Annotated in this window: 25 protein-coding genes; 23 read left to right on the forward strand and 2 right to left on the reverse strand. The window is 57.0% G+C overall.

Going from position 1 to position 26,159, the window contains the following annotated elements; all coding sequences use genetic code 11:
* Positions 1-60: 60 nt before the first annotated feature.
* Positions 61-357 carry a hypothetical protein gene (locus DC3_RS00065; RefSeq protein WP_146881544.1) on the reverse strand — a complete coding sequence of 99 codons (297 nt, stop codon included), beginning with the start codon at positions 355-357 and terminating at the stop codon, positions 61-63.
* A gap of 409 nt (positions 358-766) precedes the next feature.
* Here DC3_RS00065 and DC3_RS00070 point away from each other — a divergent pair, with 409 nt between their 5' ends.
* From DC3_RS00070 to cheB, 8 genes are read left to right on the forward strand one after another with little or no spacing between them, the layout of a single operon-like run.
* The gene (locus DC3_RS00070; RefSeq protein WP_186815731.1) at positions 767-1,603 is read left to right on the forward strand and encodes an Hpt domain-containing protein; all 837 of its coding nucleotides are present in this window, start codon (positions 767-769) and stop codon (positions 1,601-1,603) included.
* Positions 1,600-3,705, forward strand: coding sequence for a response regulator (locus DC3_RS00075; protein ID WP_146881546.1), 2,106 nt, complete (start codon positions 1,600-1,602; stop codon positions 3,703-3,705). The genes DC3_RS00070 and DC3_RS00075 overlap by 4 nt, the downstream gene beginning before the upstream one ends.
* Positions 3,702-4,130, forward strand: a complete 429-nt coding sequence (locus DC3_RS00080) for a chemotaxis protein CheW (RefSeq protein ID WP_146881547.1) — start codon at positions 3,702-3,704, stop codon at positions 4,128-4,130. Before DC3_RS00075 ends, DC3_RS00080 begins: the two co-directional genes overlap by 4 nt.
* Entirely contained in the window at positions 4,130-5,341 is a 1,212-nt protein-coding gene (locus DC3_RS00085; RefSeq protein WP_146881548.1) for a CheR family methyltransferase, read from the forward strand. Before DC3_RS00080 ends, DC3_RS00085 begins: the two co-directional genes overlap by 1 nt.
* Complete coding sequence (locus DC3_RS00090) at positions 5,338-5,832, forward strand: chemotaxis protein CheW (RefSeq protein WP_146881549.1); 495 nt, start codon at positions 5,338-5,340, stop codon at positions 5,830-5,832. The genes DC3_RS00085 and DC3_RS00090 overlap by 4 nt, the downstream gene beginning before the upstream one ends.
* Entirely contained in the window at positions 5,819-7,942 is a 2,124-nt protein-coding gene (locus DC3_RS00095; protein ID WP_146881550.1) for a methyl-accepting chemotaxis protein, read from the forward strand. Before DC3_RS00090 ends, DC3_RS00095 begins: the two co-directional genes overlap by 14 nt.
* Positions 7,939-9,837, forward strand: a complete 1,899-nt coding sequence (locus tag DC3_RS00100) for a hybrid sensor histidine kinase/response regulator (protein ID WP_146881551.1) — start codon at positions 7,939-7,941, stop codon at positions 9,835-9,837. The genes DC3_RS00095 and DC3_RS00100 overlap by 4 nt, the downstream gene beginning before the upstream one ends.
* A 5-nt stretch (positions 9,838-9,842) precedes the next feature.
* On the forward strand, positions 9,843-10,850 hold the full coding sequence (gene cheB, locus DC3_RS00105; RefSeq protein WP_246130508.1) for a chemotaxis-specific protein-glutamate methyltransferase CheB: 1,008 nt from the start codon (positions 9,843-9,845) through the stop codon (positions 10,848-10,850).
* A 179-nt stretch (positions 10,851-11,029) separates the two neighbouring features.
* Here cheB and DC3_RS00110 read toward each other — a convergent pair whose 3' ends face one another.
* Entirely contained in the window at positions 11,030-12,103 is a 1,074-nt protein-coding gene (locus tag DC3_RS00110; protein WP_146881553.1) for a diguanylate cyclase, read from the reverse strand.
* A 582-nt stretch (positions 12,104-12,685) separates the two neighbouring features.
* Here DC3_RS00110 and DC3_RS00115 point away from each other — a divergent pair.
* The 15 genes from DC3_RS00115 (at position 12,686) to DC3_RS00185 (ending at position 26,155) form a co-directional block, all read left to right on the forward strand.
* Entirely contained in the window at positions 12,686-13,123 is a 438-nt protein-coding gene (locus DC3_RS00115) for a hypothetical protein (protein ID WP_146881554.1), read from the forward strand.
* Between the two features lie 111 nt (positions 13,124-13,234).
* The gene (locus DC3_RS00120; RefSeq protein WP_146881555.1) at positions 13,235-14,233 is read left to right on the forward strand and encodes a cobalamin B12-binding domain-containing protein; all 999 of its coding nucleotides are present in this window, start codon (positions 13,235-13,237) and stop codon (positions 14,231-14,233) included.
* Positions 14,230-15,141: a GGDEF domain-containing protein gene (locus DC3_RS00125; RefSeq protein WP_146881556.1), complete on the forward strand. Its 912-nt coding sequence runs from the start codon at positions 14,230-14,232 to the stop codon at positions 15,139-15,141. The genes DC3_RS00120 and DC3_RS00125 overlap by 4 nt, the downstream gene beginning before the upstream one ends.
* 100 nt (positions 15,142-15,241) lie before the next feature.
* Positions 15,242-15,787, forward strand: coding sequence for a DinB family protein (locus DC3_RS00130; protein ID WP_146881557.1), 546 nt, complete (start codon positions 15,242-15,244; stop codon positions 15,785-15,787).
* A 2-nt stretch (positions 15,788-15,789) separates the two neighbouring features.
* Positions 15,790-16,800 carry a heme-dependent oxidative N-demethylase subunit alpha family protein gene (locus tag DC3_RS00135; protein WP_146881558.1) on the forward strand — a complete coding sequence of 337 codons (1,011 nt, stop codon included), beginning with the start codon at positions 15,790-15,792 and terminating at the stop codon, positions 16,798-16,800.
* A gap of 116 nt (positions 16,801-16,916) precedes the next feature.
* Positions 16,917-17,195: an HU family DNA-binding protein gene (locus tag DC3_RS00140; protein WP_034340086.1), complete on the forward strand. Its 279-nt coding sequence runs from the start codon at positions 16,917-16,919 to the stop codon at positions 17,193-17,195.
* A gap of 500 nt (positions 17,196-17,695) precedes the next feature.
* Positions 17,696-18,274, forward strand: a complete 579-nt coding sequence (locus DC3_RS00145) for a TerD family protein (RefSeq protein ID WP_146881559.1) — start codon at positions 17,696-17,698, stop codon at positions 18,272-18,274.
* Positions 18,275-18,347: 73 nt separating this feature from the next.
* Positions 18,348-19,562: a TerD family protein gene (locus DC3_RS00150; RefSeq protein WP_146881560.1), complete on the forward strand. Its 1,215-nt coding sequence runs from the start codon at positions 18,348-18,350 to the stop codon at positions 19,560-19,562.
* Positions 19,563-19,579: 17 nt separating this feature from the next.
* Entirely contained in the window at positions 19,580-20,155 is a 576-nt protein-coding gene (locus tag DC3_RS00155; RefSeq protein WP_146881561.1) for a TerD family protein, read from the forward strand.
* A 102-nt stretch (positions 20,156-20,257) separates the two neighbouring features.
* A complete protein-coding gene (locus DC3_RS00160; protein WP_146881562.1) occupies positions 20,258-20,836 on the forward strand; it encodes a TerD family protein in 579 nt (192 codons plus the stop codon).
* A gap of 136 nt (positions 20,837-20,972) precedes the next feature.
* Entirely contained in the window at positions 20,973-22,016 is a 1,044-nt protein-coding gene (locus DC3_RS00165) for a DUF475 domain-containing protein (protein WP_146881563.1), read from the forward strand.
* Between the two features lie 106 nt (positions 22,017-22,122).
* Positions 22,123-23,157, forward strand: a complete 1,035-nt coding sequence (locus DC3_RS00170; RefSeq protein ID WP_146881564.1) for an ATP-grasp domain-containing protein — start codon at positions 22,123-22,125, stop codon at positions 23,155-23,157.
* Positions 23,154-24,299, forward strand: coding sequence for a phosphoribosyltransferase domain-containing protein (locus DC3_RS00175; protein ID WP_146881565.1), 1,146 nt, complete (start codon positions 23,154-23,156; stop codon positions 24,297-24,299). Before DC3_RS00170 ends, DC3_RS00175 begins: the two co-directional genes overlap by 4 nt.
* Before the next feature lie 7 nt (positions 24,300-24,306).
* Positions 24,307-25,044 (forward strand): HAD family hydrolase, encoded by a 738-nt coding sequence (locus tag DC3_RS00180; RefSeq protein ID WP_146881566.1) that lies wholly within the window; start codon positions 24,307-24,309, stop codon positions 25,042-25,044.
* A complete protein-coding gene (locus DC3_RS00185) occupies positions 25,037-26,155 on the forward strand; it encodes a cysteine protease StiP family protein (protein WP_146881567.1) in 1,119 nt (372 codons plus the stop codon). Before DC3_RS00180 ends, DC3_RS00185 begins: the two co-directional genes overlap by 8 nt.
* The last annotated feature ends 4 nt before the right edge of the window (positions 26,156-26,159 follow it).

Raw genomic sequence — 26,159 nt, forward strand, 5'->3', positions numbered from 1 at the left:
GCTCCCATCAACGTCAAAACCGCTCCTCTGGGAGCGGTTTTTGTTTTCAGAGGAAAAACTTCAGTTCATAGGGGTGCTGGAAACCGCATTCAGGCCACTGAGAAGGTCCATGACCATCTCGATGTGACATTGCGCGTAAGCACAGGCCTCTTCGGCCATCTCGCGGGTGATCTGGCCCGATTGCAGGTAGGCATGAAGGCGCTCTGTGGTGGTGTGCACCTCTGCTTCAGACTGCCTGAGTTGCTCTTTGAGTTCCAGCGGAATCAGGCGGAAACCCCGGTGGGTGCGGACCACCTCGTAGTAACGGCTGCACTCTCTGAACGCCTGCTGCATGTTGTGGATCACCATGTCGTCCATGTCTCACAGTACTGTGGGAATTGTCACAAAACCATGACGGTGAAGTGTGATAGGGCTGTGCTGCTGAAAGATGTTTAGACAGTGCTGCTGGTCAAGAGCGGTCAGCGGTCAGCCGTCAGCAAAAGATGAACGCATGCTTTTGCAACATGCAATCAAAAATCTTTAGACGTGTTGGCCTGAAGTCTTCTGTTCTGTCTGTTCTGGTCAAAGCACACCTGTGTTGTTGTGCTGACCGCTGACCGCTTGCCATAAGACAACGACCCATCAGCGACTTTGCACTGGCCGTGCACAGGCAGGTGCCCGAATTCCAGGAGAAATGCTAGAGTCTAGATACCTGCAAGATCCGCAGCCACATCCCATTTCACCCTGCAGATCCCATTTCATCTGCAAAGCGAGGCCCCCTTTGGACATGAGTGCATTCCTGCAGGAATTCCAGCTTGAAGCAGAAGACAACCTCACAATTCTGGAACAGGGTCTGCTGCAACTCGAACAACTGGACAATCCCGAGGTGGTCCGGCGCATGTTCACTGCAGCGCACACCATCAAAGGGAGTGCAGGCATGCTGGGTCTTCAGGACATCCAGCGGCTCACCCATGTGCTGGAGGACGTTCTGGATGATCTTCGCAAGCGTCCACGCAAACTGGGTGAAGCCCAGGCCAGTGTGTTGCTGGAAGTGGTGGATGAGGTGCGCAAACTGTGTGCGGAAGTGATGCAACCTGTCCCCCATGAACACCCGATGACCCACTGGCTGGAAAAACTCAGGAACTGGGAACAGCCTGTTGAAGCACCTGCCCAGACAGAAGTTGTGGATGAGGCATCCCACACCATTGAAGCAGGACTTCAGGAAAGGGTGGACACACCTGCTGCCTACACTGCAGATCAGGTGGGGCGCACACAGTTGGAACGCAGGGTGATGGTCTATGATCCTTCTGCCACAGCCCGGATGCATCAGGCGTGGTTGTTGCTGGAAGCAGGGTTTGCTGTGCAGTTGGTTTTTGAACTCGAACAGTTCAGGCTGGGAACGCCAGACGCGCTGTGGCTGGTGGGCTTCGACGGTGAAGCCTCCACCCGGCAGTTTCTGGACAGCCTCAAGCATGAAGAAAAAACAGGAGTGATGGTTTCCGTGAGTGACGAGCAGATTTCCGTGCCTTCCCCCTTCCCCCGACTGCTGCTGAATTACATGGACACCCCCCAGAAAAGTCCTCTGGTAGAGACCGCCCTGAAGTTGCTGGAGGTTCAGGCATGAGCGTGTGGGTGGTGGACGACAGCCGTCTGATTCGCAGCATGCTCACGGCCCTGCTGACCCAGGCAGGCATCTCAGGTGTGCAGACCGCAGATTCTGGAGAAGGGCTGCTGGAGGCCCTACAAAATCCGGTGACCCGCGACCAGGTGCGCCTGATTCTGCTGGACCTGATGATGCCCGGCATGGACGGCATCCAGACCCTGAAGCACCTGCGGGACTACCCTGAACTGCACGACATTCCTGTCATCATCATCACCGGACGGGATGAGAAGGAGGATCTGGAGGCTGCATTTCAGGCTGGAGCCAGTGACTTCCTCTCCAAACCTGCCGACCCTGTGGAGTTCGTGGCCCGGGTGAAAGGTGCTTTGCGCCTCAGTGAATTGCTGGTGCAGCGCAGGTCCAGGGAACGGGACCTGAAAGACAGCCATGCCCGGCTGGAACTGCTCACCTACACCGATGCCCTGACCGGCATTGCCAATCGCCGCAGCTTCGATCAGGCCCTGCAAAAACTGTGGACAGGCCCAGAGCGCACGGTGTCCCTGATTCTGCTGGACGTGGATCATTTCAAACGGTACAACGACACCCTCGGGCATCTGGAGGGAGATGCTTGCCTGAAACGGGTGGCTGCTGCCCTCGAAGACACCCTCAAAGAGGAAGGCATTTTCATTCCAGAAGCTCTGCTGGCCCGTTACGGTGGAGAAGAGTTTGCTGTCCTGCTGCCAGACGCTTCACTGGACGAGGCCATGCAGCTTGCCGAACACCTCCGTCTGGGGGTGCTGGCTGCAGCCATTGACCATCCCCATTCGGACCACCACCATCTGGTGACCATCTCACTGGGGGTGCAGACCCTGCGCACCGGACCTGAGACCACCCCTGCCCTGCTCATTGAACAGGCAGACCAGGCCCTGTATCAGGCCAAAAAGTCGGGGCGCAATCAGGTGTTTCGGGCAGACCAGCTTCATCCCATGACCCCCGAACCCGATGGAGACGCCCTTTCTTTGCACCGCTGGCACAAGGTGATGGTGGTGGATGACTCTGCGGTGGCCCGGGCCTTTCTGCGTCAGGCCTTTCAGAGGGAAGGGGCAGAAGTGGTTGAGGCCTCCAGTGTGCCCCAGGCCCTGGAGCACCTCCCACAGATTGGTGAATTTGACCTGATCATGCTGGACATGCACCTGCATGACTCCAGCGGTCTGGAGGTCTTGCAAAAAGTCCGTCAGGTGAACCAGAGCGTGGTGGTGGTGATCTTCTCTGGGAAACACTCCAGGTCCATGCAAGAAGCCCTGAAACTCGGGGCGGACGCCTACCTGTCCAAGTCCGACTTTGACCTGCAGGGCAAGGACCTCTCTGCTTTCATGCAGGCCCTGCACCATGCCCGGGAATGCCGACTGGGGGTGCTGGCCCGTGAAGTCTTGAAGCAGGTCCAGACCGATTTCTTTTCGGTTTTCGCCCACGACCTGAAAAACCCCATCGCTGCCCTGGGTCTGGCCATCGATCTGGCCGCAGAAACCCAGCATCCAGATGATCTGGCTCCCCTGCTTTCTGGTGCGCTTGAAGCCAAATCCATGCTTCTGGAAGTGCTCGCACAATACCAGGAGTACATGCGTCTGGAAGCTGGACAGCTCGAACTGGATCTGGCTCCGGTTTCCCTGCAGTCGGTGGTGAAGGCCTGCCTGCAGGACCTGCAAAAGCAAGCACAATTCCGGGGACAGAAGCTGATCTTTGAAAAGGAAATGGAGGATGCAACACCACAGGACAGTGAAGTCCTGATTGATGCACGGGTCTTCGGAGACGCCCTGCACAGTGCCCTGATCAGCCTGATGAAGCATGCACCTGACGAGGGAACCATACGGGTGCGACTGGAGCGGACTGCAGAACAGGTGCGTCTGGTGCTGGAAGAAGAGGAAAGCCGGATTCCTGCCGATGAAATACAGCTCCTGCTGCACAACCCCCGCATGGCGCACAAGTGGTTCGGGTCCGGGGTCAGCCTGCCCTTGATGCGTGCTGTGCTTGCTGCCCACCATGGACGGTTGTGGGCGGAATCCAGCAATGGCAGCAGCCGTTTTCTGGCAGAACTTCCATTGCTCGGGCAGGTGGATCTGGCATGAGCCTCGGGGTGCTGCACCTGAGCATTCATGACACCAGTTACATGGTTCCCTTGCAGCAGGTGCTCCGGGTGCTGCGCATGGCGTGGTTCACCGGAATTCCTCCTGCACCTGGGGCCCCGCATGTGGTCGGGGTGCTCAACATCTCCGGGGTGCTCCATCCGGTGGTCAGTGCTCGAAAACAGCTGGGATTTCCTGATGTCACGCCTTTACCTGAGCAACGTTTGCTGCTTTTGCGAGGAAAGCCAGATTTCCTGCTGTGGGTGGATGACATTTATGGTTTTCTGGAAGTGCCCATGACGGATTTCAAACCGATCAGGTACACCCCTCAGAGCCCTGTGGAGGCGGTGATCCGCACCCAGCAGGGCAGCACCTCTGTCCTGAGGCCCGAATTCTTTCAGCCTCCTGCACTCTGGGAGGGCATCTGATGTCTGCTGTGGACGGACTGCACCCTGCCTTGCTGCAACAGCTCATTGAGCGGGTGGAGCAGGTGGGAGGCATCCGCATTCAGCCCATGCAACATCCCCTGCTGCTCAGGGCACTGAGAGAACTGGGGGAGGAGGGCACCGAGGACCTGAACCCCCGGGTGGTCCACCTGCTGTCCCTTCCCGATCTCCTGTTCACCCACAGCCTCATTGAACGGCTGACCATCCACGAAACCTATTTCTTTCGTGGGGAACAGCAAGTGAGACAACTCAGGGAAATCATCCTGCCAGAACTGCAAAAAAGGCCCCATCCAGTGCGCGTCTGGTCGGCAGGTTGCTCCACTGGTGAGGAGGCCTACACCCTGTCCATCCTGCTGAAAACCGAGTTTGGCATGCAAGATGCCCTGGTTTTTGGCACCGACCTGCACCCGGAGGCCATTGCGAAAGCAAGGCAGGGCAGGTACCGCGCATGGTCCTTTCGGAGCACACCGGAAAGCATCCAGCAGCAGTGCTTCACCCATGTGGGCCAGTGCTGGGTGATCAAATCGTTTCTGAAACAGCATGTGCATTTTGGTGTGCTGAACCTGAAGGGCCTGCCCTGGCAACCCCTCTTTCAGAACGCAGCCTTGCAGCTCAAACACCTGGACCTGATCCTGTGCAGGAATGTCACCCTTTACTTCGGGGCCGAGAGTGCCCAGCAGGTGTACCGGGCGTTTGCAGAGGTGCTGGCCCCTGGCGGGACGTTGATGCTGGGGGCCACCGATCCTCACCCTGAGCCAGAAAGTGGTCTGCATCCTGAGCGTCATCCACTGGGCTGGGTCTGGAAAAAAGAGCATAAGACAGCCACCATCCGGCACCGGAAAGTCACCCCCCGAAGCACCCGCACCTTCGGGCCTTCTCCCAGGCAACCCAGAATGCACCTGCAGGACCCACCTCAACAGGTCTTTTCCGCCTCTGGCACCGACCTTCCAGAAACCCTTGAAGGGCTCAGGCAGCATGTGTTTTTGCATCCCGATGACCCCCTGGCTCTTTTTCAGCTGGCGCAGGCCTGGATCAGGGCTGGCACGCCAGATCGCGCATTTCCGCTGCTGCGCAGCCTCCGCACCCTCCTTGAAGGACGTCCCAGGGATGAAGCCCTGACCCCTGAATTGCACGTGCAGGAACTCCTGACCGCCACCCTCTACACCCTGAATCAGATGAAAGGCACCCCATGAAGGACCAGCAGATCCTGCGAACCAGAGCGGAACAACTCGCTGCCCCTCCCGAAACCCCTTCCAGTGAGCCCACCCAGGTGGTGGTGGTGGTTCAGGCAGGACAGGAACGGTATGCCTTGCCTGCCCACCAGATCAGCATGGTGCGGGCAACGCCTCCGCTGACCCGGCTTCCTGGTCTGCATCCGGTGATCGTTGGGATGATCAGCCTGCAGGGACATGTGCTGACCGTGCTGGATCTTGCTGCACTGCTTGGGGATGTGCCGGATGGGCAGGCAGGGTATATTGTCGTATACCGGGATTCAGGGAAACAGGTGGCCCTGCGGGTCCGGAACGCAGAGGAAGCGGTGGACATTCCCCTTCACCTGCCCCGACCTGCACAGACCCGTCCGGGGTTGTCGGGGGTCTGGAAGGCCAGAGTCACCCTGCTGGACCTGGAACCCCTTTTTGCAGAATTCATGCGGATCACAGGAGGAGACCGTGCAGTCCTTTAAAACCTGGAGCGTATTCAACAAGATCACCGTGCTGGGTCTGCTCTGTGTGGTGGTGGTGATGGTGCTGGTGGGCTGGCTTCTGACCCAGCAGACCCGCAGCGCTTTCATCGAGCAGGGCAAGAAGAACATTCAGCAGGTGGCTTTCAATGGCATGGACAAACTGGACCGCAGCCTCTTTGAGCGGTACACCGATGTGCAGTCTTTTGCCGCCACCCCGGCGGCCAAATCCATGAATCCATCCACCATCACCGAACTGGCCAATGCCAGTGTGAGCCTGTACGCTCCCATCTACAGCCTGATTGTGGTTGCAGATGCCAGCGGCCGCATCATTGCCGTGAACACGGTAGACCCGCAGGGGAACACCAGCACCCGCACAGCACGCCTGCTGGGCCAGAATGTGTCCGGTCAGGCATGGTTCAAGAATGCACTCAGCAGCAGTGTCCAGACGACACCTGTGGACCTGCAGGACCTGCACCCTGATCCACTGGTCCGGGCGGTTTATGGGCCAGAAGATGATCTGGCCCTGTCCTTCAGTGCGCCCATCCGCAACGACGCCGGGCGGGTGGTGGGGGTGTGGAGCAACCGCATCGACTGGGACACTGTGGTGCAGTTGCTGAAAGACCTGGAAACCGCCGGGCACCAGGCAGGTCTGAAAAGCCTGCGCGTGGGTCTGGTGGACACAAAAGGACTGACCCTGCACAGCCCGCAGGACACCGATTTTCAGACCAACAAACTGATCACCCGCATGGGGGTGAATGCCAGCGAAAGCACCGAAGGGGCCAAAGACGCCCCAAGCCCTCTGGGAGAAGGAGCAGGTCTGGTTGGTTGGCACACCTCCAGGGGATATTCCAACTTCCCGGGTTTTGGCTGGGTGATGCTGGCCGGGCAGGACCTCACGGACCTGGACGCTTCATCTCAGTCGTTGATTCAGACGGTGGTGCTTGCCTGTGTGGTGGTGATTGTGGTCTTCATGGTGCTGCTGTACCTGATTCGCCTTGCGATCGAGCGCAGGGTGAGGACACTGGCGGCAGCTGCCAATGCACTGGCCGTGGGGAACCTCAGTGTCACGTTGCCTGAGTACAGCCGCGATGAGATTGGTGCCCTCAGAAATGCCTTTGAGCGCATGACCAACCACCAGAGTGCCATGGCGAAGGTTGCCAACAGCATTGCATCTGGAAACATCGGCCTGAACCTCACCCCTCAGGGCGACCAGGACATGCTTGGAAATGCGTTCCAGCGCATGCTGGACCACCTGCGTTCCCTGGTCAAAGAGGTGCAGGAAGCCTCGCACAATCTGGCTTCTGCCTCCATGCAACTGCAGGCCGCCTCTGCCCAGCAAGGGGCCAGCATCAACGAGCAGTCTGCTGCGGTCACCGAGACCAGTGCCACCGTGGAAGAGGTGCGGGTCTCCAGCGATCAGGCGGTGGACATGGCGAACACCGTCAGTGAGAACGCCCAGACCGCTCAGCAGGTGGCGGTTGCAGGTTCAGAAGCCACCCAGACCATGATCCGTGACATGCAGGACATCCGCAAACAGGTGCAGGACATCAGCTCCCACATCCTCACCCTTTCTGAGAGCAGCCAGAAAATCAGTGACATCATCGAGGTGGTCAGTGACCTTGCAGACCAGAGCAACCTGCTGGCCCTGAATGCCGCCATTGAAGCCCACCGGGCAGGGGAGCATGGTCGCGGGTTCGTGATTGTGGCCCAGGAGATTCGCAACCTTGCTGAGCAGTCGAAGACGGCAACCAGCCAGGTCAGAACCATCCTGTCGGGCATCCAGCGGGACACCAATGCAGCAGTGATGGCCACAGAACGCGGAACCCGGGTGGTCGACAATGGAGCCCACTCCATCCAGACCCTGGAGCACACCATCAACGAACTCTCAGAAGCCATCGAACATGCCGCCAGGTCCGCCCAGGTGATTGCCGGGTCTGTGAAGCAGCATTCTTACGGCATGGAACAGATTGCTCTGGCCATGCAGAACATCCAGACCGCCAGTGAACAGAACCTGCAGGCCAGTGAAAGCAACCAGCAGGCCGCAAAACACCTCAGCTCCTGGGCCACCCGCCTGAAAAATGTCATTGACAGGTACCGACTGGAACCATGACCCCACAGGACCGCTTGCTTCACATCTGTGCATTTGAACTCCGCCAGCTGATCCACCTGCAGGACGTGGCAGGCATGGTGCTGCCCCTGCGCAGGGCAGCCCAGGTGGTGGGCTGGAAAGCCCTGATTGATGGGTGGGGAGAAGTGGTGCAGTGGTCCAGAGAAGAGCTGCAGTTGCGCATCCGCAGCTGGATTCCGGTGCTTGAACGGGGTGAGTTGCCCAACCTCCAGGGATCGACCCCATCCCCCCATCCCAGAGAAGTCCTGCCTGAGCCGCCTCCTGAAACTTCCACCATGCGTGCGGACCGTCGCCAGGAGATCCGCATCAGCCTGCAGCAACTCGAAAGCCTTTTTGCCCACGCAGGAGAGCTCACCGTCCTGCGCAACAGATTGGAAGAGCATGTTCGCAGACTGCAGGGGCTGGAAGGGGCCATGGTGGGGCTGGACCGGGAAACCCGCATCACCTTCTCGGAGAACCTGAGGCAGCTCAGGCAGGACCAGTCTGAACTGAACCGCATCAGTGCAGAACTGACCCGACAGGTGATCGACCTCCGGCTGCGCCCTGCTTCCCTGATGGTCACCCCACTTGAGCGTCTGGTGCGCGACCTTGCCAGAGGGCAGAACAAGAAACTGCATTTCGAGACTTCTGGAACAGACACCGAGCTGGACCGCAATCTGCTGGACCCCCTCAGGGACGCCCTGATGCACCTGATTCGCAATGCCATTGACCATGGACTGGAAACCCCGGAAGAGCGCCGCAGGTCAGGCAAACCCGAGGTGGGGCGTCTGGGACTGCACATTCAGAGCCGGGGGGAATCCATCCAATTGACCCTCTCCGATGACGGCAGGGGCATTCAGCTGGAACGGGTGCGGCAGAAGGCCATTGAGCGGGGCATGGTGCAGGATCAGGACCTCCTCTCACAGGAAGAGGTCCATGATCTGCTCTTCCAGCCCGGATTCAGCACCGCCCAGCAGGTGTCTTCCATTTCGGGTCGTGGGGTGGGCCTCGATGCCGTGCGGGCCAATGTGGACCTGCTTGGAGGGGAGGTCTGGCTGAGCAGTGTCGAGGGAGAGGGCACCACCTTTCACCTGCGGCTTCCCCAGACCCTCGCCACCACCCGTGCTTTTGTGGTTCGGGTTTCCGATCAGGCATTTGCCCTTCCTTCAAGGCATGTGGACCGCATCCTCAAACCCGATCACTTCACGGTGGTGGACCAGAAACGCACGGTGGAATGGCAGGGAAATGCCATTCCCGTTTTTGAACTCAGTGAGGTGCTGGGGCTTCCTCCTTCGGGTGCGCCTGTCACCGTGATCCTGAACCTCGCAGAACGCTGTGTGGGCATCAACGTGCAGCAGGTGACCAGCGAGGAGGAGTTCGTGATGAAACACCTCCCGTGGGGCATTCCAGCCAGCACAGCCTTCCAGGGGGTGGTGATGGACCGCTCCGGTGCACTGCTTCCAGTGCTGAACGTTGCCCAGCTTTCCGTGCAGGCCCGTCCACGCCCCGCCGCCCAGGTCCAGACCGCCCGCAAGAAACAGCGCATCCTGGTGGCAGATGATTCGGTGGCGGTCCGCACCATCCAGCGCAGTGTGCTGGAACTGGCCGGGTTCGAGGTGCAGGTGGCAGAAAATGGCCGCATTGCCCTGCAAATGCTCAGGCAGCATTCTTTTGACCTGCTGGTTTCGGATGTGGAGATGCCTGAAATGACCGGTCTGGACCTCACCCGGGAGATCCGCAAAGATGAGCGTTTGAAGCACCTCCCGGTGATCCTGGTGACCTCCATGGCCACCCCACAACACCGGGAAGAGGGCATGCTGGCTGGAGCAGATGCCTACCTGATCAAGGGAAATTACGCACCAGAAGACCTGCTGGACACCCTGGGGAGGTTGATTTGAAGACCGTGAAGGTGCTGCTGGTCGACGATTCTCCGGTGCAGCTTGCCCTCCTGAGGAGCTGGATCGAACAGGACCCTGCCATGAAAGTGGTCGGGGTGGCCGCAAGTGGTCTGGAGGCAGTGCAACTGACCGCTGAACTGAAGCCTGATGTGATCGCACTGGATCTGTTCATGCCTGAGATGGACGGCTTCAAAGTCACCGAACGCATCATGCAGGAGCACCCGACCCCCATTCTGCTGCTCACCGTGTCCGAGCAGCACGCAACCCTCAGCAAGGATGCCCACCACAGCGGAGCCATCACCGTGATGCTCAAGCCCACTCCAGATGATGCCCAGAACATCCAGAAGTTCCGGGAAACCCTCAAGGTTGTGGCAAAAATCAAAATGGTCCGCCGTCACACTGTGAAACCCATTGCACCGCAGAGCAAGGTCAGTTTTCCCTATCAGGCGGTGCTCATTGCCGCCTCCACTGGAGGACCTCCCATCCTGCAAACCATTCTGTCCCAGCTTCCAGAGCATTTTCCTCTGCCTGTGGTGATTGTGCAGCACATTGCCCAGGGTTTTGAGATGTCGCTGATCAACTGGCTTCAGACCAGTTGCCTGTTGCCCATCCACCTTGCCAGGGAAGGCATGGAACTCAAGAAAGGGGTGTATCTGGCCCCGAGTGGCACCCATCTGGAACTGCTGCACAAACACGGCAAGGTGGTGCTGCATCTCAGCCACCATGCACCCGTGCGGGGCCACCGTCCGAGCGCCAACATGCTCTTTGACTCGGCCACCCGCCTGCTTGGAGGCAACCTGATCGCCATTCAGCTCACAGGCATGGGAGAAGACGGGGCCAGTGGGCTCAAGGCCATCCGGGATGCAGGAGGGTTCACCATCGCGCAGGATGAAAAAAGCTCCACAGTCTTTGGCATGCCCCAGGCCGCCATCAAACTGGGGGCTGCGCAGCATGTGCTCTCTCCTGAAGAGATTCCCCGCAAGCTGAAAGAGATTCTTGGACTGCAGCCCTGAAATTCAGCGGCCTTTCGGTCAGGTTTCATGGGCATCATGCTGTCCAGCGAGCAGGTTCACCTGTTCTTCACTCTGTGGGATTTGATTCTGAGGGGCCCAGATGCTGCTGGTACACTTCAGACACTCTTCCTCCCCAAAGGGCACCTGGAAAACACAACCGGGTGCTCTTTTTCTGGCCGTCACATCTGGGGATCAAGCCGTTCCCGGAGTTCCCGTTTGATGCGGTTGCGGCCCTCCCGTTTGGCACGGTAGAGCAGGTGGTCTCCCTGCTCCAGCAACTGGTTCAGGTTGCCAGGGGTGGAAAACTGCACCAGACCTCCACTGACCGTGATGCGCTCAGGGACCGGAAAGACATGGTGCTCTACTGTTTCACGGATGCGTTCGGCAATCGTGATGGCCTGCTGGGTTTCGATGCCCCTCAGGACCACCAGGAACTCCTCTCCTCCCATGCGGTACAGGCGGTCATTGTCCCGGGTGCTGCTTTTCAGAAGTGCAGCAAGTTGCCGCAGCACTTCATCTCCCATGGCGTGCCCATGCCGGTCATTGACCTGCTTGAAGTGGTCGAGGTCCAGCAGCAGAAAAGCGTCCCCTGTGCTGAAACGGGCACGGTCTTTTTCAAATTGCCTGCGGTTGAGAAGGCCCGTTAGAGGATCAGACAGGGCTTCCTGCCTGAGGTGTTCGGTGGCCTTCAGGTACTCGATGCGGGTCATCAGGATCTGTGCAGAAAGGTAAAATCCGATCACGTTGGCCAGAAAGTACCAGATGAACACATGGCTGAAGTACCAGCCAGCAACCGGAGACAGCAACACTGGAAGGGTGTGCACAGAAAACACCAGCAGGGGGGTGACCATGTAAGATCTGCGGTCTGGCCTTCCATCTGGCATGCGGCTGCGGATCAGGCCCAGCAGAATGAAGGTCAGCAGCAGGGACATGGCATAAACGTTGATGTTTTGAACCGGAAAGTAAATCACTCTGGTGATCAGAACTGGAGCAATCGCAATCAGACCATACCCAATCCCATAACGCAGCATCAGCAGCACGATGGGTACCGCCCGCACATCCACCTGGATGTCGTCTCCGATGGTGATTCCGTGGAACATGAGCAGAATGGCTCCCCCTGAACAGAGCAGGGTTCGGAGGAGGACCATGGATCGCCGCTCAGCTGTTCGCCAGTCTTGATAGGTCAGGCTGACCACATAGGCCAGTGAGATGACCATGCAGGTGTTGATGAACAGGGAATCCAGGGTGGACATGTCTGCCTCAATTCAATGGGCTCAGAGGATTTTCTTGTGGCCTGAACCGGGTACAAATCAAAGCGTACACCAAAAAAGAAACCGTTCACATCCCACACAAAGAACACAGACAAATGGTGAAAAGCAAAACTCCACAACTGAACATGCTTTTTTTGAAAGTGAAATCCTGACTAAGGGATATCCCTTATCTGATTTTTGCCATTGACGGCATCTTTGTGGGGTGGAGTTGATGCTGCCCTGACCTGCGCATCACAGGCTGATTCTGGTGGGACAGTCTCTCAAAAGCGGAAGACGCCATGTCCTTCAACGTCTCTGAACACGGACTGTTCACCCGTGTTCAGAGGTTTGATTGAAGTGAGGACACGCTGCTCTACCCTTGCAACTGACAGCAGGATGGCTTCAGTTGCAGTTCCACCATCTTCACAATTTCACCACACATCTTGCTCAAATCTTTTGCAAGCCTTGACCTGCACCAATCTTTCCTGTCTTTGATGCCACACAAAAGGCTTAACAACTTCTTCAAAAGTTCTTCCCTTCATGTTCACATCTTCAGGCCAGAATGACGCTCAGGAGGCACCAAAAATGAAAAAGCACCTGATTCCCCTGATGATTTCTGCCCTGACGCTCACCAGCCTTGCCAGCGCGGCCAGCGTGAGCAGCACCAGCAACCTCGGAGAAGGATTCCATCTGATCACTTCTGCTGTGGGACAATGTACCGGCGCAGAAAACTGCACCATTCCCTATGGCAATAAAGTCTGCGATGCAGACAACCTGGGTGTGGTTTACCGCATGGCCACCCCAAACCCGGATGGAAGCTATGCTTATGAAGACCAGAAGTGCATCTGGGGAGATGACTCCCAGTGGATTGTGGACACCTACACCGTCACCAAAGGAGGGGAAGATTTCAGCTGTCCTGTGGTGGCTGCAGGACCTCTCACCAGCACCACCAACAACTGGCCTCCCACCCGCTTCTGGGGCCTCACCCCTGAACAGTTTGTGTACTGCACCAAGAGCCGCTGAGTTCAACATTTCAGGGAGCTCCGGGATCGAATCCTGGGGCTTTTCGTGTGAATGAACCCTGTGAGACTGCACCTGATATGCTAGAGACAGCTGTTGTCCCGGAGGTCTGCCATGAACCACGGAGATGCCCTGTTTGCTGCAACACAGTCACACGGCCAGTTTTACCTTGCCACCCTCAATGCCCTGCTGGAGAAGTTTGCTGCTCTGGTCAGGAGCCCAGAACCACCGCATGCTCTGCACACCCTGCTCATGCGAGAACTGCCCGTGGTGTTCGAGCAGCTGGAAGATTCGGCATCTCGCGCAGGCAGCCTGGAGTTCACCACCCTGATGGTCTGGCTGTCCCAGACTTTTCAGGCACGCAGCATCCCTGTCGCAGTGCTGCACCTCACCCTCCAGGCGATGCAACAACACCTGCTTGACACCCCTGACCTTCCCTGGAGAACAGCAGGACTCTCTGTTCTGGAGGATGCCCTGCAAGCCCTGTCTCAACCTCAAGAGGCCAGGGATGTGACGAAAAACCTCCCAATGCTGGACCTGCTCCTGCAGACCGAACCTGTCTCAGATGCTGTTCTGGAAACACCTTATCTGGATCTGGCTGTGGACCAGATTCAGCCTGCCCTGTACCGGGTTGGGGAACTGTGGCAACAGGGCAAAATCTCGGTGGCCACAGAACACCTCGCCACCCTTCGGGCACAGAACATTTTGCTGAGGGGATACAGACGGGCCGCATTCTTTCCCTTTGCAGGACGCAAAGTCCTGGTGGCCTGTGTTCCTGGAAACCACCACACGCTCGGGGCCCAGATCCTGGGAGATGCCTTCGAGATGCAAGGCTGGTCCTGCACTGTCCTGATGCCAGGTTTGCCTGCAGAAGACCTGATGTTCCAGATCGACCAGTGCAAGCCAGATGTGGTGGCCCTGTCTGCAGGCCTGATTCAGCAACTTGGAAGTACACGCAAGATTCTGCAAAGCATCCGTTTGCACTGGACTTCCAGCGTGCCTGTTCTGGCTGTGGGCGGACATGCCACCCAGATGGTGCCCCATGCAGGAGGAGCCCTGGGGGCGGACCTGTGGGGCCTGAATGCCAGGCAGCTTCTACAGGAAGTGTCATGACCCTGAAGCGCCTGGAAGACCTGTTGCCTCTGCTGGATCTTGTGCAGGACCTTCCTGCACTGGTCCTTTTTGCTGCAGACCTCAGGCACCAGTTGCTGATGGTCAACGGCGCAGGTCTCCAGGTGCTGGGACAGCAGGTGGGCGAGCGATTTCAGACGGAACGCATGTGGCCTCCCTGTCCGGCAACAACCCCTTATCTTGGCCCCCTCACCCTGACCGACCAGCAGGGCAGGTCTGCCAGTTACAGTGGCAAAATCCTGCCTCTGCAGGAGGGCTATCTGGTGATGGCCTTGCCCGAGGTCACCGACCTGCAACACACACTGGAACAGCTCCTGGCCATCAATGCAGAACTGCTCACCGAAACACGGGGAACCCTGAGAGATGCCCGCAGTCTGGCAGAACAGGCCCGCACAGATGAATTGACTGGCCTCCTCAACAGGCGGGCTTTTTTTCAGGCCTCCAGAAAGCTCCTTTCCGAGCCCCATCAGATGCTCGGCCTTCTGGTTCTGGACATTGACCACTTCAAAAGCGTCAATGACCGTTTTGGCCATCTGGTTGGAGATGAAGTGCTCCGACAAACCGCCCAGACCCTGCAAAGCAATCTGAGGTCAGGCGACCTGCTGGGAAGGGTTGGAGGGGAGGAATTCATCGTGCTCCTCAACTGTCCCTCCCTGTTCGACATCCTGCAAACAGCAGACCGCCTGAGGGTTGCAGTGCAGGACACCTCCAACGGATCAGGCACCCCCACTGTGACCATCAGCATCGGGGTGTCTCTGGTTGAATCCCATTTTGAGGCCGCTCTGGACAGGGCAGATCAGGCCCTTTATGCAGCCAAAAGCTCTGGTCGCAACCGGGTGGTCTTCCAGGAGCAAGAAGACCCCATTGCAGGCTCTGTTTCCTCCGGTTGATTGTTGAACTGGGCATCCTGCATTGCAGCACACTGGGTTTCTGGGGTACCGGGTATACTGGCTCCACCTGATTTTCATCCCATCTGCCCGAGGAGGCTGCATGACCCTGAAAAATGAACTGGCGCTGTCCCGACCCGCTGCCCTGACCCCCGAGATCGCCATGGGGCTGGGCATGCTTCAGATGGCGCGAGAGCGCACCCTGCGTACCGTGGAATCCCTGCTTCCTGGCAGTCTGGATGTGCTGGTGAATGGACACACCATTGGTTCTCTGCTCTATCACATCGCTCTGGTGGAACTGGACTGGCTTTATGTGGAGGTCAAACAGGAAGAATTGCCCGACTGGTGCACCTCCCTCTTCCCCATTGAGCACCGCAACTCCGATGACAACCTGAGCCAGGTGCTCGGTGATCCACTGTCAAAACACCTTGAACGCCTGTCCCGGGTGCGCCAGGAACTGCTGCAAACCTACCAGAACATGACCGCAGACGATTTTGCAAAACCCCGCAGCCTGTCCCATTACGATGTGACCCCCGAGTGGGTGCTTTTTCACCTGCTGCACCATGAATCCTTGCATTTTGGACAGATCCAGACCCTGATCCGGGTTGCAGGTCTGCGTGATGCCGAGTTCCGCTACCTGATGTCCTGAACATGGCTTTTTCACCCGACCTGCTCACTGACCCTGATCCACCGTTCATGGTGCAGGACCGTTTTGAGATCAAAGCAGATGTGTTTCCTCTGGGCTCAGTCCTCAATGGTCGACTGGAGCAAAACCATTTTGCAGAAGACCGTCTGCTTTTCTCTTATCTACAGAAAAAACTGGACGTGTTGCAACAGCATCCTGAGCGGCATCGTGCCCTGACCACAGATGATCCCCAGGGACTCTCTCATGCCCTGTGGACGGCTTTACAGGTGTACAAGCGAGAGTTTCCCCAGTTGCTGTCCGGGCATGACACAGAGGTGGATCTGAAGCATCTTGGGTTGCGCCTGCACTGGGACCCTCATGAAATCCAGGTGACCCAGCTTCAAGACCATGCCCTTGGAACACAGGTTCTGGATCATCTCCAGCAACAACAGGGCGTCACCCGGTTGCTGGATGCCGTGTCGCTCAGTGCACAGGAAGATCTGGTGGTGCTCAGGCAGGACCCGGAGGGTGGTCATGCTGAAGCCCTGTCTGTGTGCTTCCCCAGCGGCTGGGACCCCCGGGAGAAACTGGGCGTTGGCTTTGCCGGAATTCACCACCCGGTGGCGGACCATCAAAGGCTCTTGAAGGCCTCTGGCAACATGATGCGGGCCATTTTTCACAAAGGCCCCTTCATCCGGTTCAGCTGGGGCCTGACTCCCAGCCCTGACCTGAATGCCCACCCTGAGCATCCCAGAACCCTCTGGAACCCTCTCTGGGAAGCAGAGCCTGACCTGCTGGGCGAAAAAATCTTCCTGCGCATGGAACGCCAGACCACACTTGCCTTACCGGAATTGCAGCGCGGGCTCTTCACCATTCGGGTGTACGTGAATTCCCTTAGCAAAACGCTGACCAGAAATCCAGAACTGCGTCCCAGACTCCATAATCTTCTGTCCTCGGTGAAACCAGACGTGCTGGAATACAAAGGGATGCAGCCCCTCAAAGCACCCATTTTGCGTTATCTGGAGTCCCATAAATGATTTTCGGCAGTGGTCCTGTGTGGGATTCTCAAATTGTCACCAGAATTTCCTGTTAAGATCTACAAGCAGAAGACCAGGTGTCCCAGACACCCTTCTGGATGTATCGGAGGTAGACCATGGAAAAAGTCGGAAAGCAACAACTGATTCAAGTGATCGCCGAGAAGGCCGGTGTCAGCAAAAAAGACGCAGGGGAAGTCATTGACTCCATGCTGGAAATCATCGTGGAAGCCCTGAAGGAAGGCAAGACCGTGGGTCTGCCTGGCTTTGGCACCCTCAGCGTGGTTCCCACCAAAGAGCGTCAAGCCGTTCGTCCTGGCACCACCGAGCGCATCACCGTTCCTGCAGGCAAAAAGATCCGTTTCAAGACGGCCACCAGCCTGCAAGACAACCTGTAAGCCCAGGTGTTCCCCCATCCAGCCTCAGGGCTGGATTTTTTTTGGCAGGAAGTCATTCCAATTTCGCCAAATCAACTCCATATTTTAGATATAATGCTCAACAAAACAAGGAGACTGCAGATTTTAACAGTCTCCGTCACGCCAGCTTATGGAGGCTGGTCTCCTGTCCATAAAGGGCACTGTTGTTAATGGCATTATAAAACCTCTCTACACTCAAAGTGTAAAATCGGCAAACATTGTCTTGCAAGAATTGCTCCATTGCTGATCAATCAATCAGTTTTCAGGTGCCTCACCTGGGATCTGCAAGCAGCCATCCACAGGACCGTGACCCTTCACAACTTCAGTTGCGCTACAGGAAACACCATGCCAACCGGGCGTTTCTCAGCAACCCGTGTTACAATCCCGGTACTGGTGACTGGAAACTTTATGGACCTGACCTGCGTAGTAACTCAAAGTACGGAGCAGCCATGCTGTGACCGTCATCACGGGAGGAATTCACCATGATCAATTTGACCAAAGGACAGAGCATCAACCTCAAAAAAGAAGCCCCCGGTGGCCTGCAACGGGTTCACCTCGGTCTGGGCTGGGATGTGGCCAAGCCCAAAGGTCTCTTTGGCCGTTTTGCAGCTCCAGAAAGCATTGATCTGGACGCCAGTGCAGCCCTCTTCGACGCCCAGGGCAACCACACCGACACCGTCTGGTTCAGACAGCTTCAGAGCAAGGATGGCAGCATCAAACACAGCGGAGACAACCTGACCGGGGCAGGAGATGGCGATGACGAAGTGATCACCGTGGACCTCTCCAGAATCCCTGGCAGCGTGCACCAGATTGTGCTGGCCGTGTCCAGCTTCCGTGGACAGAACTTCGCCAAGGTGGAAAATGCCTTCTGCCGCGTGGTGAACGCCGACAACAAACAGGAAGTGGCCCGCTACAACCTGAGTGCCACCGGAAACCACACCAGTGTGATCATCGGCAAACTGCAACTCGTTTCTGGTGAGTGGACCTTCAAGGCCCTCGGCGAAATGACCAATGGACGCACCATTCAGGACATTGCCAGCGACATCCGCCGGGTTCTGTAAGACTGGCCTTGCAGCCGCAGTGCTGTAGATCACGGGAACTTTCCTGAAGTTGCCCGCATAATGTGAGAAGAGCATGCAAAAACTGGTTCCCGGTCAGAAAATCAAACTTTCAGAGGTCACCCCCTCCTTGCAACTTGAAATCGATGTGCAGGTGCAGGGTGCATCCCGAGAGTACGACATCAGCTGTTTTTTACTGAATGAGCAGGAAAAATTGCCCTCGGATGACCATGTGGTCTTCTACAACAACCTGCGTTCCCAGCAGGGAGAGGTCGTGCTGGCCCAGCGAGATGCTTTCAGTTCAAAATTTGAACTGGACCTCTCGAAAGTCCAGCAGGGCGTCAAACGTCTGGCCTTCACCTGCACGGTGGATGACGGCCTCACCTTCAAGGATGTGAAAACCGGGCGGGTGCGGGTGTCGAGTGGTGGAAACCTGCTGCTGGAATTCGTGTTCACCGGAACACAGTTCTCGCAGGAAAAGGCTGTGATTCTGGCCGAAATCTACTTCAAAGACGTCTGGCGCTTCGGGGCCACCGGGCAGGGTTTCAACGGGGGTCTGGCCGATCTGGTGCGCCATTACGGTGGAACAGTGGAGCGCCCGGCCCCCACCCCACCACCTGCCCCTCCTGCTCCAACCCCTGCTCCAGGAGCAGAGGAGAAACCCACAGTCAACCTGAAAAAGATCACCCTGGAAAAACGGGGGGACTCTGGCAAGGTGAACCTGCGCAAAGATGGCCGCAAGCAGCCCATTCACATCAACCTGAACTGGGACCAGCAGGCTGCCCCACAACGCAGTGGTCTTTGGAGTTTGCTGCCTGGGCAGGCCTCTGGAGGCACCGCTGATCTGGATCTGGGCTGCATGTATGAAATGCAAAACGGATACAGAGGGGTCATTCAGGCCCTTGGAAACACATTTGGCGCAAAAGACACCGTGCCCTACATCTATCTGGACAAGGATGACCGCAGCGGCTCTTCCACCGATGGGGAAAACCTCTTGATCCTCAGGCCAGATATGATCCGGCGCGTGGTGGTCTTTGCCTACATCTACCAGGGGGTCTCAACCTTTCAGGATGTGGGAGGACGCATGCGCATCACCGACGATCAGGGGAACGAAATCCACCTGAAACTCGACCAGCCCGATCCCGGGCTGAAATTCTGCGCCATCTGCAGCATCACCAATTCCGGCGATCACATTGAGGTCACCAAAGAAGAACGTTATTTCCGGGGCCACCAGGAAACCGATGAGCATTACGGGTTCGGCTTCCGCTGGCAGTCCGGTCAGAAATCCTGAATTCACTGGAGGACATCATGGCAATCAATCTCAGCAAAGGTGGAAACATCAACCTCAGCAAGGAAGCGCCCGGTCTGCGCAAGGTCCGCATCGGTCTCGGCTGGGACGTGCGGGCCACCGACGGAGCCGCATTTGACCTGGACGCCATGGCCCTGCTCGTCAAGGAAGATGGCAAGGCCAGCAGCGATGCCGACCTGATTTTCTACAACAACCTCAAACACGCCAGTGGTGGGGTCGAGCACACTGGAGACAACCGCACCGGTCAGGGTGAAGGGGACGACGAGAGCATTCTGGTGGAACTTGCCAGGGTCCCTGCCCAGATTCACCGTGTGGTGGTTTCCGTGAGCATCCACGAAGGTCAGTCCCGGGGCCAGAGTTTCGGTCAGGTGCGCAACGCCTTCATCCGCGTGGTGGATGATGAAACCGGAACCGAAGTGGCCCGTTACGACCTCTCCGAGGACGCCAGCACCGAGACCCTGATGGTCTTCGGGGAACTGTACCGCCATGGTGCAGACTGGAAGTTCCGAGCTGTGGGCCAGGGGTACCGCGAGGGCCTCGAAGCTTTCCTCAGAAATCACGGTTTCAACGTTTGATTCTGCAGGTCTTGCAAGAATAAAGTTCGTCTGAACCGAGTTTCAATGTCCGCCCTTTAAACCTCACGCCCACTCACTCACTCAACCTCAGGAGGGTTATTTATGCCAGTCAGCTTAAGCAAAGGTGGAAATGTCAGCCTCACCAAAGAAGCCCCAGGTCTCACCAGCATCACCGTCGGTCTCGGATGGGACATCCGCACCACCGATGGAGCTGCATTCGACCTGGACGCCAGTGCCTTCTTGCTCGGTGAAAGCGGCAAGGTGGCCAGCGACAGCGACTTTGTCTTCTTCAACAACAACAAGAGCACCGATGGCAGCGTGGAATACGGTGGTGACAACCGCACTGGTGAAGGCGCAGGTGACGATGAAACCATCAAAATCGACCTGACCCGCGTTCCCCAGACCGTCACCCGCATTGTGATTGCCGTGACCATTTACGATGCTGAAACCCGCAGACAGAACTTCGGCATGGTGCGCAACGCCTACGCCCGCGTTCTGAACAACGCTGGTGGCGCAGAGATCGCCCGTTACGACCTCTCCGAGGATGCCAGCACCGAAACCGCCATGATTTTCGCTGAAGTGTACCGCCACAACACCGACTGGAAGTTCAAGGCCATCGGTCAGGGGTACAACAACGGCCTGCGCGGTCTGGCCCTGGATTTCGGCGTCAACGTCGGCTGATCCTGATTTTCAAGCACAAGCAAGTCCCCCGCGCTCTGGTGCCATCAAAGGGGCGCGGGGGCAGATGTTGTCACAGATGTTGTTCACATGTGTTGTAACCAGTCAGACTTTCTGACTGAAGCGTAGAGAGGACAAAATGCGTCGAGAGTTTGGTTTTGCTTTTGTGGTGACCCTGATCTGCCTTGCAGGGGCCTTTTTTTACGGCCTGCGCACAGGAGACATGGCCACCGCAGGTTCGTTTCTGCTGATTGCCGTGATCCTGGGGGTGATGGAAGTGTCCCTGAGTTTCGACAACGCCGTGGTGAACGCCAGCGTGTTGAAAAACATGGACGCGGTGTGGCAGAGAAGGTTCCTCACCTGGGGGATTCTGATTGCGGTGTTCGGGATGCGGTTCATCTTCCCAATCGTGATTGTGGCGGTGGTCGCCAAGCTGGGATTCATTGAGGTCGCACAGCTGGCCTTCAACAATCCGCAGGAATACGCCCGTCACCTGAATGAGGCCCACGTACCGATTTCTGCGTTTGGGGGCACCTTCCTCATGCTGGTGTTCCTGAAGTACCTGATGGACCCCGAGAAGGAAGTGCACTGGCTGGCCTTCATTGAGCGCCCTCTGGCCAAAATTGGTCGCCTGGACACCATTCAGGTGTTCCTCACTGGTGTGCTGCTGCTGGTTCTGGTGAATTACACCGTGCACCCTGAAGAGAAACTCACTGCACTGATTGCCGGTCTGGTGGGCATCCTGACCTACATCTTCATTGATGCCCTTGGGGGCCTCTTTGATGCCGATGACATGGCTGCCAAAGCAGGTGCAGCAGGTCTGACCGCCTTCATTTACCTGGAAGTGCTGGACGCCAGTTTCTCTCTGGACGGTGTGATCGGGGCCTTCGCCATCACCAAGGAAGTGGTTGTGATTGCTGCAGGTCTGTGCATCGGTGCAGTCTTCGTGCGTTCCCTGACCCTGATGCTGGTGAAAAAAGGCACCCTGCAGCAGTACGTGTTCCTGGAACACGGCGCACACTACGGAATCGGGGCTCTGGCAATCATCATGCTGGTCAGCATGAACCACGACGTGCACATTCCCGAAGTGGTCACCGGTCTGATCGGGGTGGGCTTCATTGTGGCTTCCGTGCTGTGGTCCATGAAGTACCAGCGGGACAATCCACAGCTCTCTGAAGGCTGAGCAGCACTTTCACCCAGGCGAGGCTCACCTCGCCTCCTTTTTTTGGGCCATGTGCAGGTGACTTTGATGGCCTACAATCGGGAAAGAACATCAGAAGGACGGAAGAATGAAAACAAGGGTCTGGTTCAACAAGGGATTCAGTGTGCTCCATCATGTGCTGCAGGCCATGCACGCCACAGGCCAGTGGGAACTTCATGCCACCCACACCACCCAGGAAGCCCCCATGCTCTACGGGCCCTGGCACCACGAACTGGAACCCAAAGGGGTCATTGGGAAGGATTATGTGGCCTGGGCTCTGGAGTACTGCCGGAAGCACCGCATCGAGGTCTTTTTCCCTTCCAAAGAAAAAAGCATCATCGAGAAGCACAAAGCAGAATTTGAGGCCATTGGGACGAAAGTGGTGGTTGCTGCGTCTGCCGAGACCATGAGGCTTCTGGACCACAAATCGGAATTTCTGGCTTCCTTTCCCACAGGCATCTGCCCCATTCCCAATTACCGCACCTTCCACACCCTCGCTGAATTCGAGCAGGCCGTGTTGGAACTGGGGGGCGAAACAGAGCCCCTGTGCTTCAAACCCAGTGTGGGCATCTATGCCAGCGGGTTTCGGATGCTTCGCCGCAGAAGCCGCATGACTTTGCTGCTGGGCAATGAACTGTATGCCATGAGTTACAAGGAAGCCCGGGAGTACTTTGGGAACAACAAGAAGTTCACCGAAATGCTCCTGATGCAGCTCTGTGAAGGTGTAGAGCGTTCCATTGATTGTGTGGCCCTGGATGGAGAACTGGCCCAGTGCGTGATCCGCAGCAAGAGCCAGGAGGGTGGAAGCCAGATCAGTGAGGAAAACCCTGAAGTGGAACAGATCGTCAGAGGGATCACCCGCCACTATGGCCTGAGTGGCATCTTCAACATGCAACTGAAAGACCGCCAGGGTGTGCCCAACATGCTGGAGATCAACCCCAGGCCGAGTGGTGGCATCCACATGAGCATCACGGCCGGACTGAATTTTGGACATTACGCTGCACTGCTGGCCCTGGGGCGAATCCGTCCTGATGAGGTGCCTGCCCCGAAACGCAAGGTCAAGATGATGAGCTTCAGCAGCAGTTTGCTGGTGCGCGAAGAGGTCATGGAGGAAGTGCATTGAATCCTGGCACCCTGACTGCATCCAGAACAGTCGTTCTTCCTTCTGGCACCCTCAAGATCCAGCTCACCACCGAGCATGTTCCTCTCGACAGCATCACTGAATATGCCGTGAGGCAGAATCCCAGACGGGGGTTTCTGTTCGTCAGCAAGATCCTGGGCAAACATTTGCCCGTGAAGCCCTCTGAAGCCCTCAGGCACCACAGGTGGCTTGCCTCTTCCCTGCCCTCTGATGCAGAGGGACCTGTGCTGTTCATTGGGATGGCGGAAACAGCCACTGGACTGGCCACCAGCGTTTTTGAGGAATATTGCAAGAGCTCGGGTCGAGAGGATGCCCTGTACCTGCCCTCCACCCGCTACCGTCTGGGTGAACGTCCCACTCTGCTTTTTCAGGAAACCCACTCGCATGCCACAGATCACCTGATCTATCCGCCAGCAGCAGGCCACAAACAGCAACTCTGGGAAAAGGCCCGAACCCTGGTCCTGATCGACGATGAGATCACCACTGGAAAGACCCTGAAGGCCCTGTCCCGCACCCTCAAAGAGGCCCTGCCCGGACTGAAAGAGGTGCATCTGGTGTGTTTCACAAGCTGGATGCAAGTGCATGAAGGACTTGAGGAGGAATTCGGGCTACCAGTGCACCTGCATGCTCTGGTTTATGGGGAGATGCAATTCGAGGCCAATCCTGAATTTTCCCCTCCAGAACTCCCAAAAGTGGTGGGCAATGGAGCAGACAAAACCTCAATCATTTGCAAGGAATATTCCAGACTTGGACGTCTTCCTTCAGAGCATTCCCTCCCCGAAGAAATGCAGGCTCTCATTGACGCTCTGCCAGCGCAGGAGAAACCCATTCTGGTGCTGGGCACAGGTGAGTTTGCCTACGAGCCCCTCAGGTTTGCTGCTGCCCTGGAAGAAAAAGGGCATGAGGTGGTCTTTCACACCACCACCCGCAGTCCCATCCTGATTGGAGAGGTGATCCACAAGAGGATTGAGTTCCCGGACAACTACGGGGATGACATTCCCAATTACCTCTACAACCTGGACCCTGAACAATATTCCCGGATTTTTCTGTGCTTTGAAACCCTGCCCACAGAGGCTGATCAGGCTCTGGCAGCACGCATTCAGGCCCAGACCGTGTATTTCTGAGGTGCCCATGTTGATTTTCACCGATCTGGACGACACCCTGTTTCAGACCGAACGCAAACTCCACCTGAAACAGAAACCTCAGGAGAAGGCAGAAAATGTGGTTCTGGAGGGCACAGGCGTCAAACCCACCTTCATGCTGGACCACCAGAAGCGCATGCTGGACTGGCTGAAACAGGGAAACATCATTCCAGTCACCGGACGGGACCTGAGGGCTTTTCAGGCCATTCAGGTGCAGTGGGGCAGCCATGCGGTGCTGAATCATGGAGCAACGGTCCTGGTCTGGCAGGAAGGCTGGAAAGCAGACCCCGAGTGGACACAGCGCATGAATCAGGAAGCCCGTGATTATCGGGAGTTCCTGCATCAGGCCATGGACCTGCTGAATCAGGCGCACAGTGACCCTGACCTGATGTTCCACCGCATCATCCATGAAGGGGAACTTCCGATCTGCACGGTCAGCAAGGTGAGAAACCTGCCAGAATCTGCTCTTGCAGAAGTCAGACAGCAGGTGCAAGAGAAGCTGGGAGCAGGCAAGTACTACATACACCTGAATGGCAACAACCTGTCTTTCGTGCCGGACGCAGTGCGCAAGAGACACGCCGTGGAGCACCTCATTGCAAAGTTGAACCCCAACCTGACCCTGGGAATTGGGGACAGTCATACAGACCTGGAGTTCATGCAGGTGTGTGATTTCTGGATGACCCCCACCCACAGCCAGATTCAGAAACTTCTGGAGCAGCATGCCTGAAACACCCCTGATTGAAACCAGTTATGACATGCAGGATGTGACCTTTCTGCTGCGTGCCATCGAAATGGAAACCCTCAGTGTCGAGGAAAAAGAAAGGCGCATTCAGTCTGGCGAGAGCCATTACAGCGAGATGCTGTCCATCGAGTCCCCTCCAAAAGCGGATTATCTGGAGCTCTACCACCGTGCCGTGAACCGTCAGGCAGAAAGGGTGGCCCGTGACATTCGCATGCTGGCCGCAAAGCTGGTGCATGACACACCCGACGCCAGAAAATTGGTGCTGGTCAGTTTGGCCCGTGCTGGAACCCCTGTGGGTGTGCTCCTGACCCGCTTTCTGAGGGCCTGTGGGCATGAGGTCGCACATTACAGCGTGAGCATCATCCGGGACCGGGGGCTGGACCTCAATGCCCTGAAATTCATCCTTGAGAAGGAAGGAGATCAGGCACAGCATTTGCGATTCATTGATGGCTGGACTGGAAAAGGCGTCATTGGCCGGGAACTGGACATCAGTGTGGATGCCTTCAATGCAGAGCATGGCACCCGGATTTCCAGCCGCCTTTATGTTCTGGCAGACATCAGCGGGACAGCGTACTACGCTCCCACCCACGAAGACTACCTGATTCCTCATGCTGTCCTGAATGGCACGGTGTCTGGTCTGATCAGCCGCACGGTCAGACAGCCAGAAGCCTACGCAGCCGGACACTTTGATGGTGCGATGTACCTGGAGCACCTCACTGCACAGGACGAGACCCTGACCTACCTGGGGGTGATTGAGGAACACCACCCCCAGCCTCCGGTGCTCCCGGAACTTTTCACCGGGTCCTCACGTAATCATGAAGTGTTGAGACAGACCTCCCAGAAATGTCTGCAGGAATTGCAGGACAGGTATGGTGAGCGTCCGCTCAATTACATCAAACCAGGTGTTGGAGAAAGCACCCGGGTGATGTTGCGGCGGGTCCCTGAGTGTCTGGTCCTGCGCGATCTGGAGCACCCGGATGTGGAGCACCTGATCGAACTGGCGGAAAAACGCAACGTGACCATCACGAAACAGGTAGACTTGCCATATCAGGCAGTGGCACTCATCCAGCCTCTCCTGAAACAAGACGACATCTGAGCAC

This window comes from Deinococcus cellulosilyticus NBRC 106333 = KACC 11606 (assembly GCF_007990775.1).
Classification (GTDB): domain Bacteria; phylum Deinococcota; class Deinococci; order Deinococcales; family Deinococcaceae; genus Deinococcus_C; species Deinococcus_C cellulosilyticus.

Excerpts from the sequence above, each read along its gene's own strand:
- DC3_RS00065 (WP_146881544.1), bottom strand. The coding sequence starts at position 357 with ATGGACGACATGGTGATCCACAACATGCAGCAGGCGTTCAGAGAGTGC.
- DC3_RS00070 (WP_186815731.1), top strand. The coding sequence starts at position 767 with ATGAGTGCATTCCTGCAGGAATTCCAGCTTGAAGCAGAAGACAACCTC.
- DC3_RS00075 (WP_146881546.1), top strand. The coding sequence starts at position 1,600 with ATGAGCGTGTGGGTGGTGGACGACAGCCGTCTGATTCGCAGCATGCTC.
- DC3_RS00080 (WP_146881547.1), top strand. The coding sequence starts at position 3,702 with ATGAGCCTCGGGGTGCTGCACCTGAGCATTCATGACACCAGTTACATG.
- DC3_RS00085 (WP_146881548.1), top strand. The coding sequence starts at position 4,130 with ATGTCTGCTGTGGACGGACTGCACCCTGCCTTGCTGCAACAGCTCATT.
- DC3_RS00090 (WP_146881549.1), top strand. The coding sequence starts at position 5,338 with ATGAAGGACCAGCAGATCCTGCGAACCAGAGCGGAACAACTCGCTGCC.
- DC3_RS00100 (WP_146881551.1), top strand. The coding sequence starts at position 7,939 with ATGACCCCACAGGACCGCTTGCTTCACATCTGTGCATTTGAACTCCGC.
- DC3_RS00110 (WP_146881553.1), bottom strand. The coding sequence starts at position 12,103 with ATGTCCACCCTGGATTCCCTGTTCATCAACACCTGCATGGTCATCTCA.
- DC3_RS00115 (WP_146881554.1), top strand. The coding sequence starts at position 12,686 with ATGAAAAAGCACCTGATTCCCCTGATGATTTCTGCCCTGACGCTCACC.
- DC3_RS00120 (WP_146881555.1), top strand. The coding sequence starts at position 13,235 with ATGAACCACGGAGATGCCCTGTTTGCTGCAACACAGTCACACGGCCAG.
- DC3_RS00125 (WP_146881556.1), top strand. The coding sequence starts at position 14,230 with ATGACCCTGAAGCGCCTGGAAGACCTGTTGCCTCTGCTGGATCTTGTG.
- DC3_RS00130 (WP_146881557.1), top strand. The coding sequence starts at position 15,242 with ATGACCCTGAAAAATGAACTGGCGCTGTCCCGACCCGCTGCCCTGACC.
- DC3_RS00135 (WP_146881558.1), top strand. The coding sequence starts at position 15,790 with ATGGCTTTTTCACCCGACCTGCTCACTGACCCTGATCCACCGTTCATG.
- DC3_RS00140 (WP_034340086.1), top strand. The coding sequence starts at position 16,917 with ATGGAAAAAGTCGGAAAGCAACAACTGATTCAAGTGATCGCCGAGAAG.
- DC3_RS00145 (WP_146881559.1), top strand. The coding sequence starts at position 17,696 with ATGATCAATTTGACCAAAGGACAGAGCATCAACCTCAAAAAAGAAGCC.
- DC3_RS00150 (WP_146881560.1), top strand. The coding sequence starts at position 18,348 with ATGCAAAAACTGGTTCCCGGTCAGAAAATCAAACTTTCAGAGGTCACC.
- DC3_RS00155 (WP_146881561.1), top strand. The coding sequence starts at position 19,580 with ATGGCAATCAATCTCAGCAAAGGTGGAAACATCAACCTCAGCAAGGAA.
- DC3_RS00160 (WP_146881562.1), top strand. The coding sequence starts at position 20,258 with ATGCCAGTCAGCTTAAGCAAAGGTGGAAATGTCAGCCTCACCAAAGAA.
- DC3_RS00165 (WP_146881563.1), top strand. The coding sequence starts at position 20,973 with ATGCGTCGAGAGTTTGGTTTTGCTTTTGTGGTGACCCTGATCTGCCTT.
- DC3_RS00170 (WP_146881564.1), top strand. The coding sequence starts at position 22,123 with ATGAAAACAAGGGTCTGGTTCAACAAGGGATTCAGTGTGCTCCATCAT.
- DC3_RS00180 (WP_146881566.1), top strand. The coding sequence starts at position 24,307 with ATGTTGATTTTCACCGATCTGGACGACACCCTGTTTCAGACCGAACGC.
- DC3_RS00185 (WP_146881567.1), top strand. The coding sequence starts at position 25,037 with ATGCCTGAAACACCCCTGATTGAAACCAGTTATGACATGCAGGATGTG.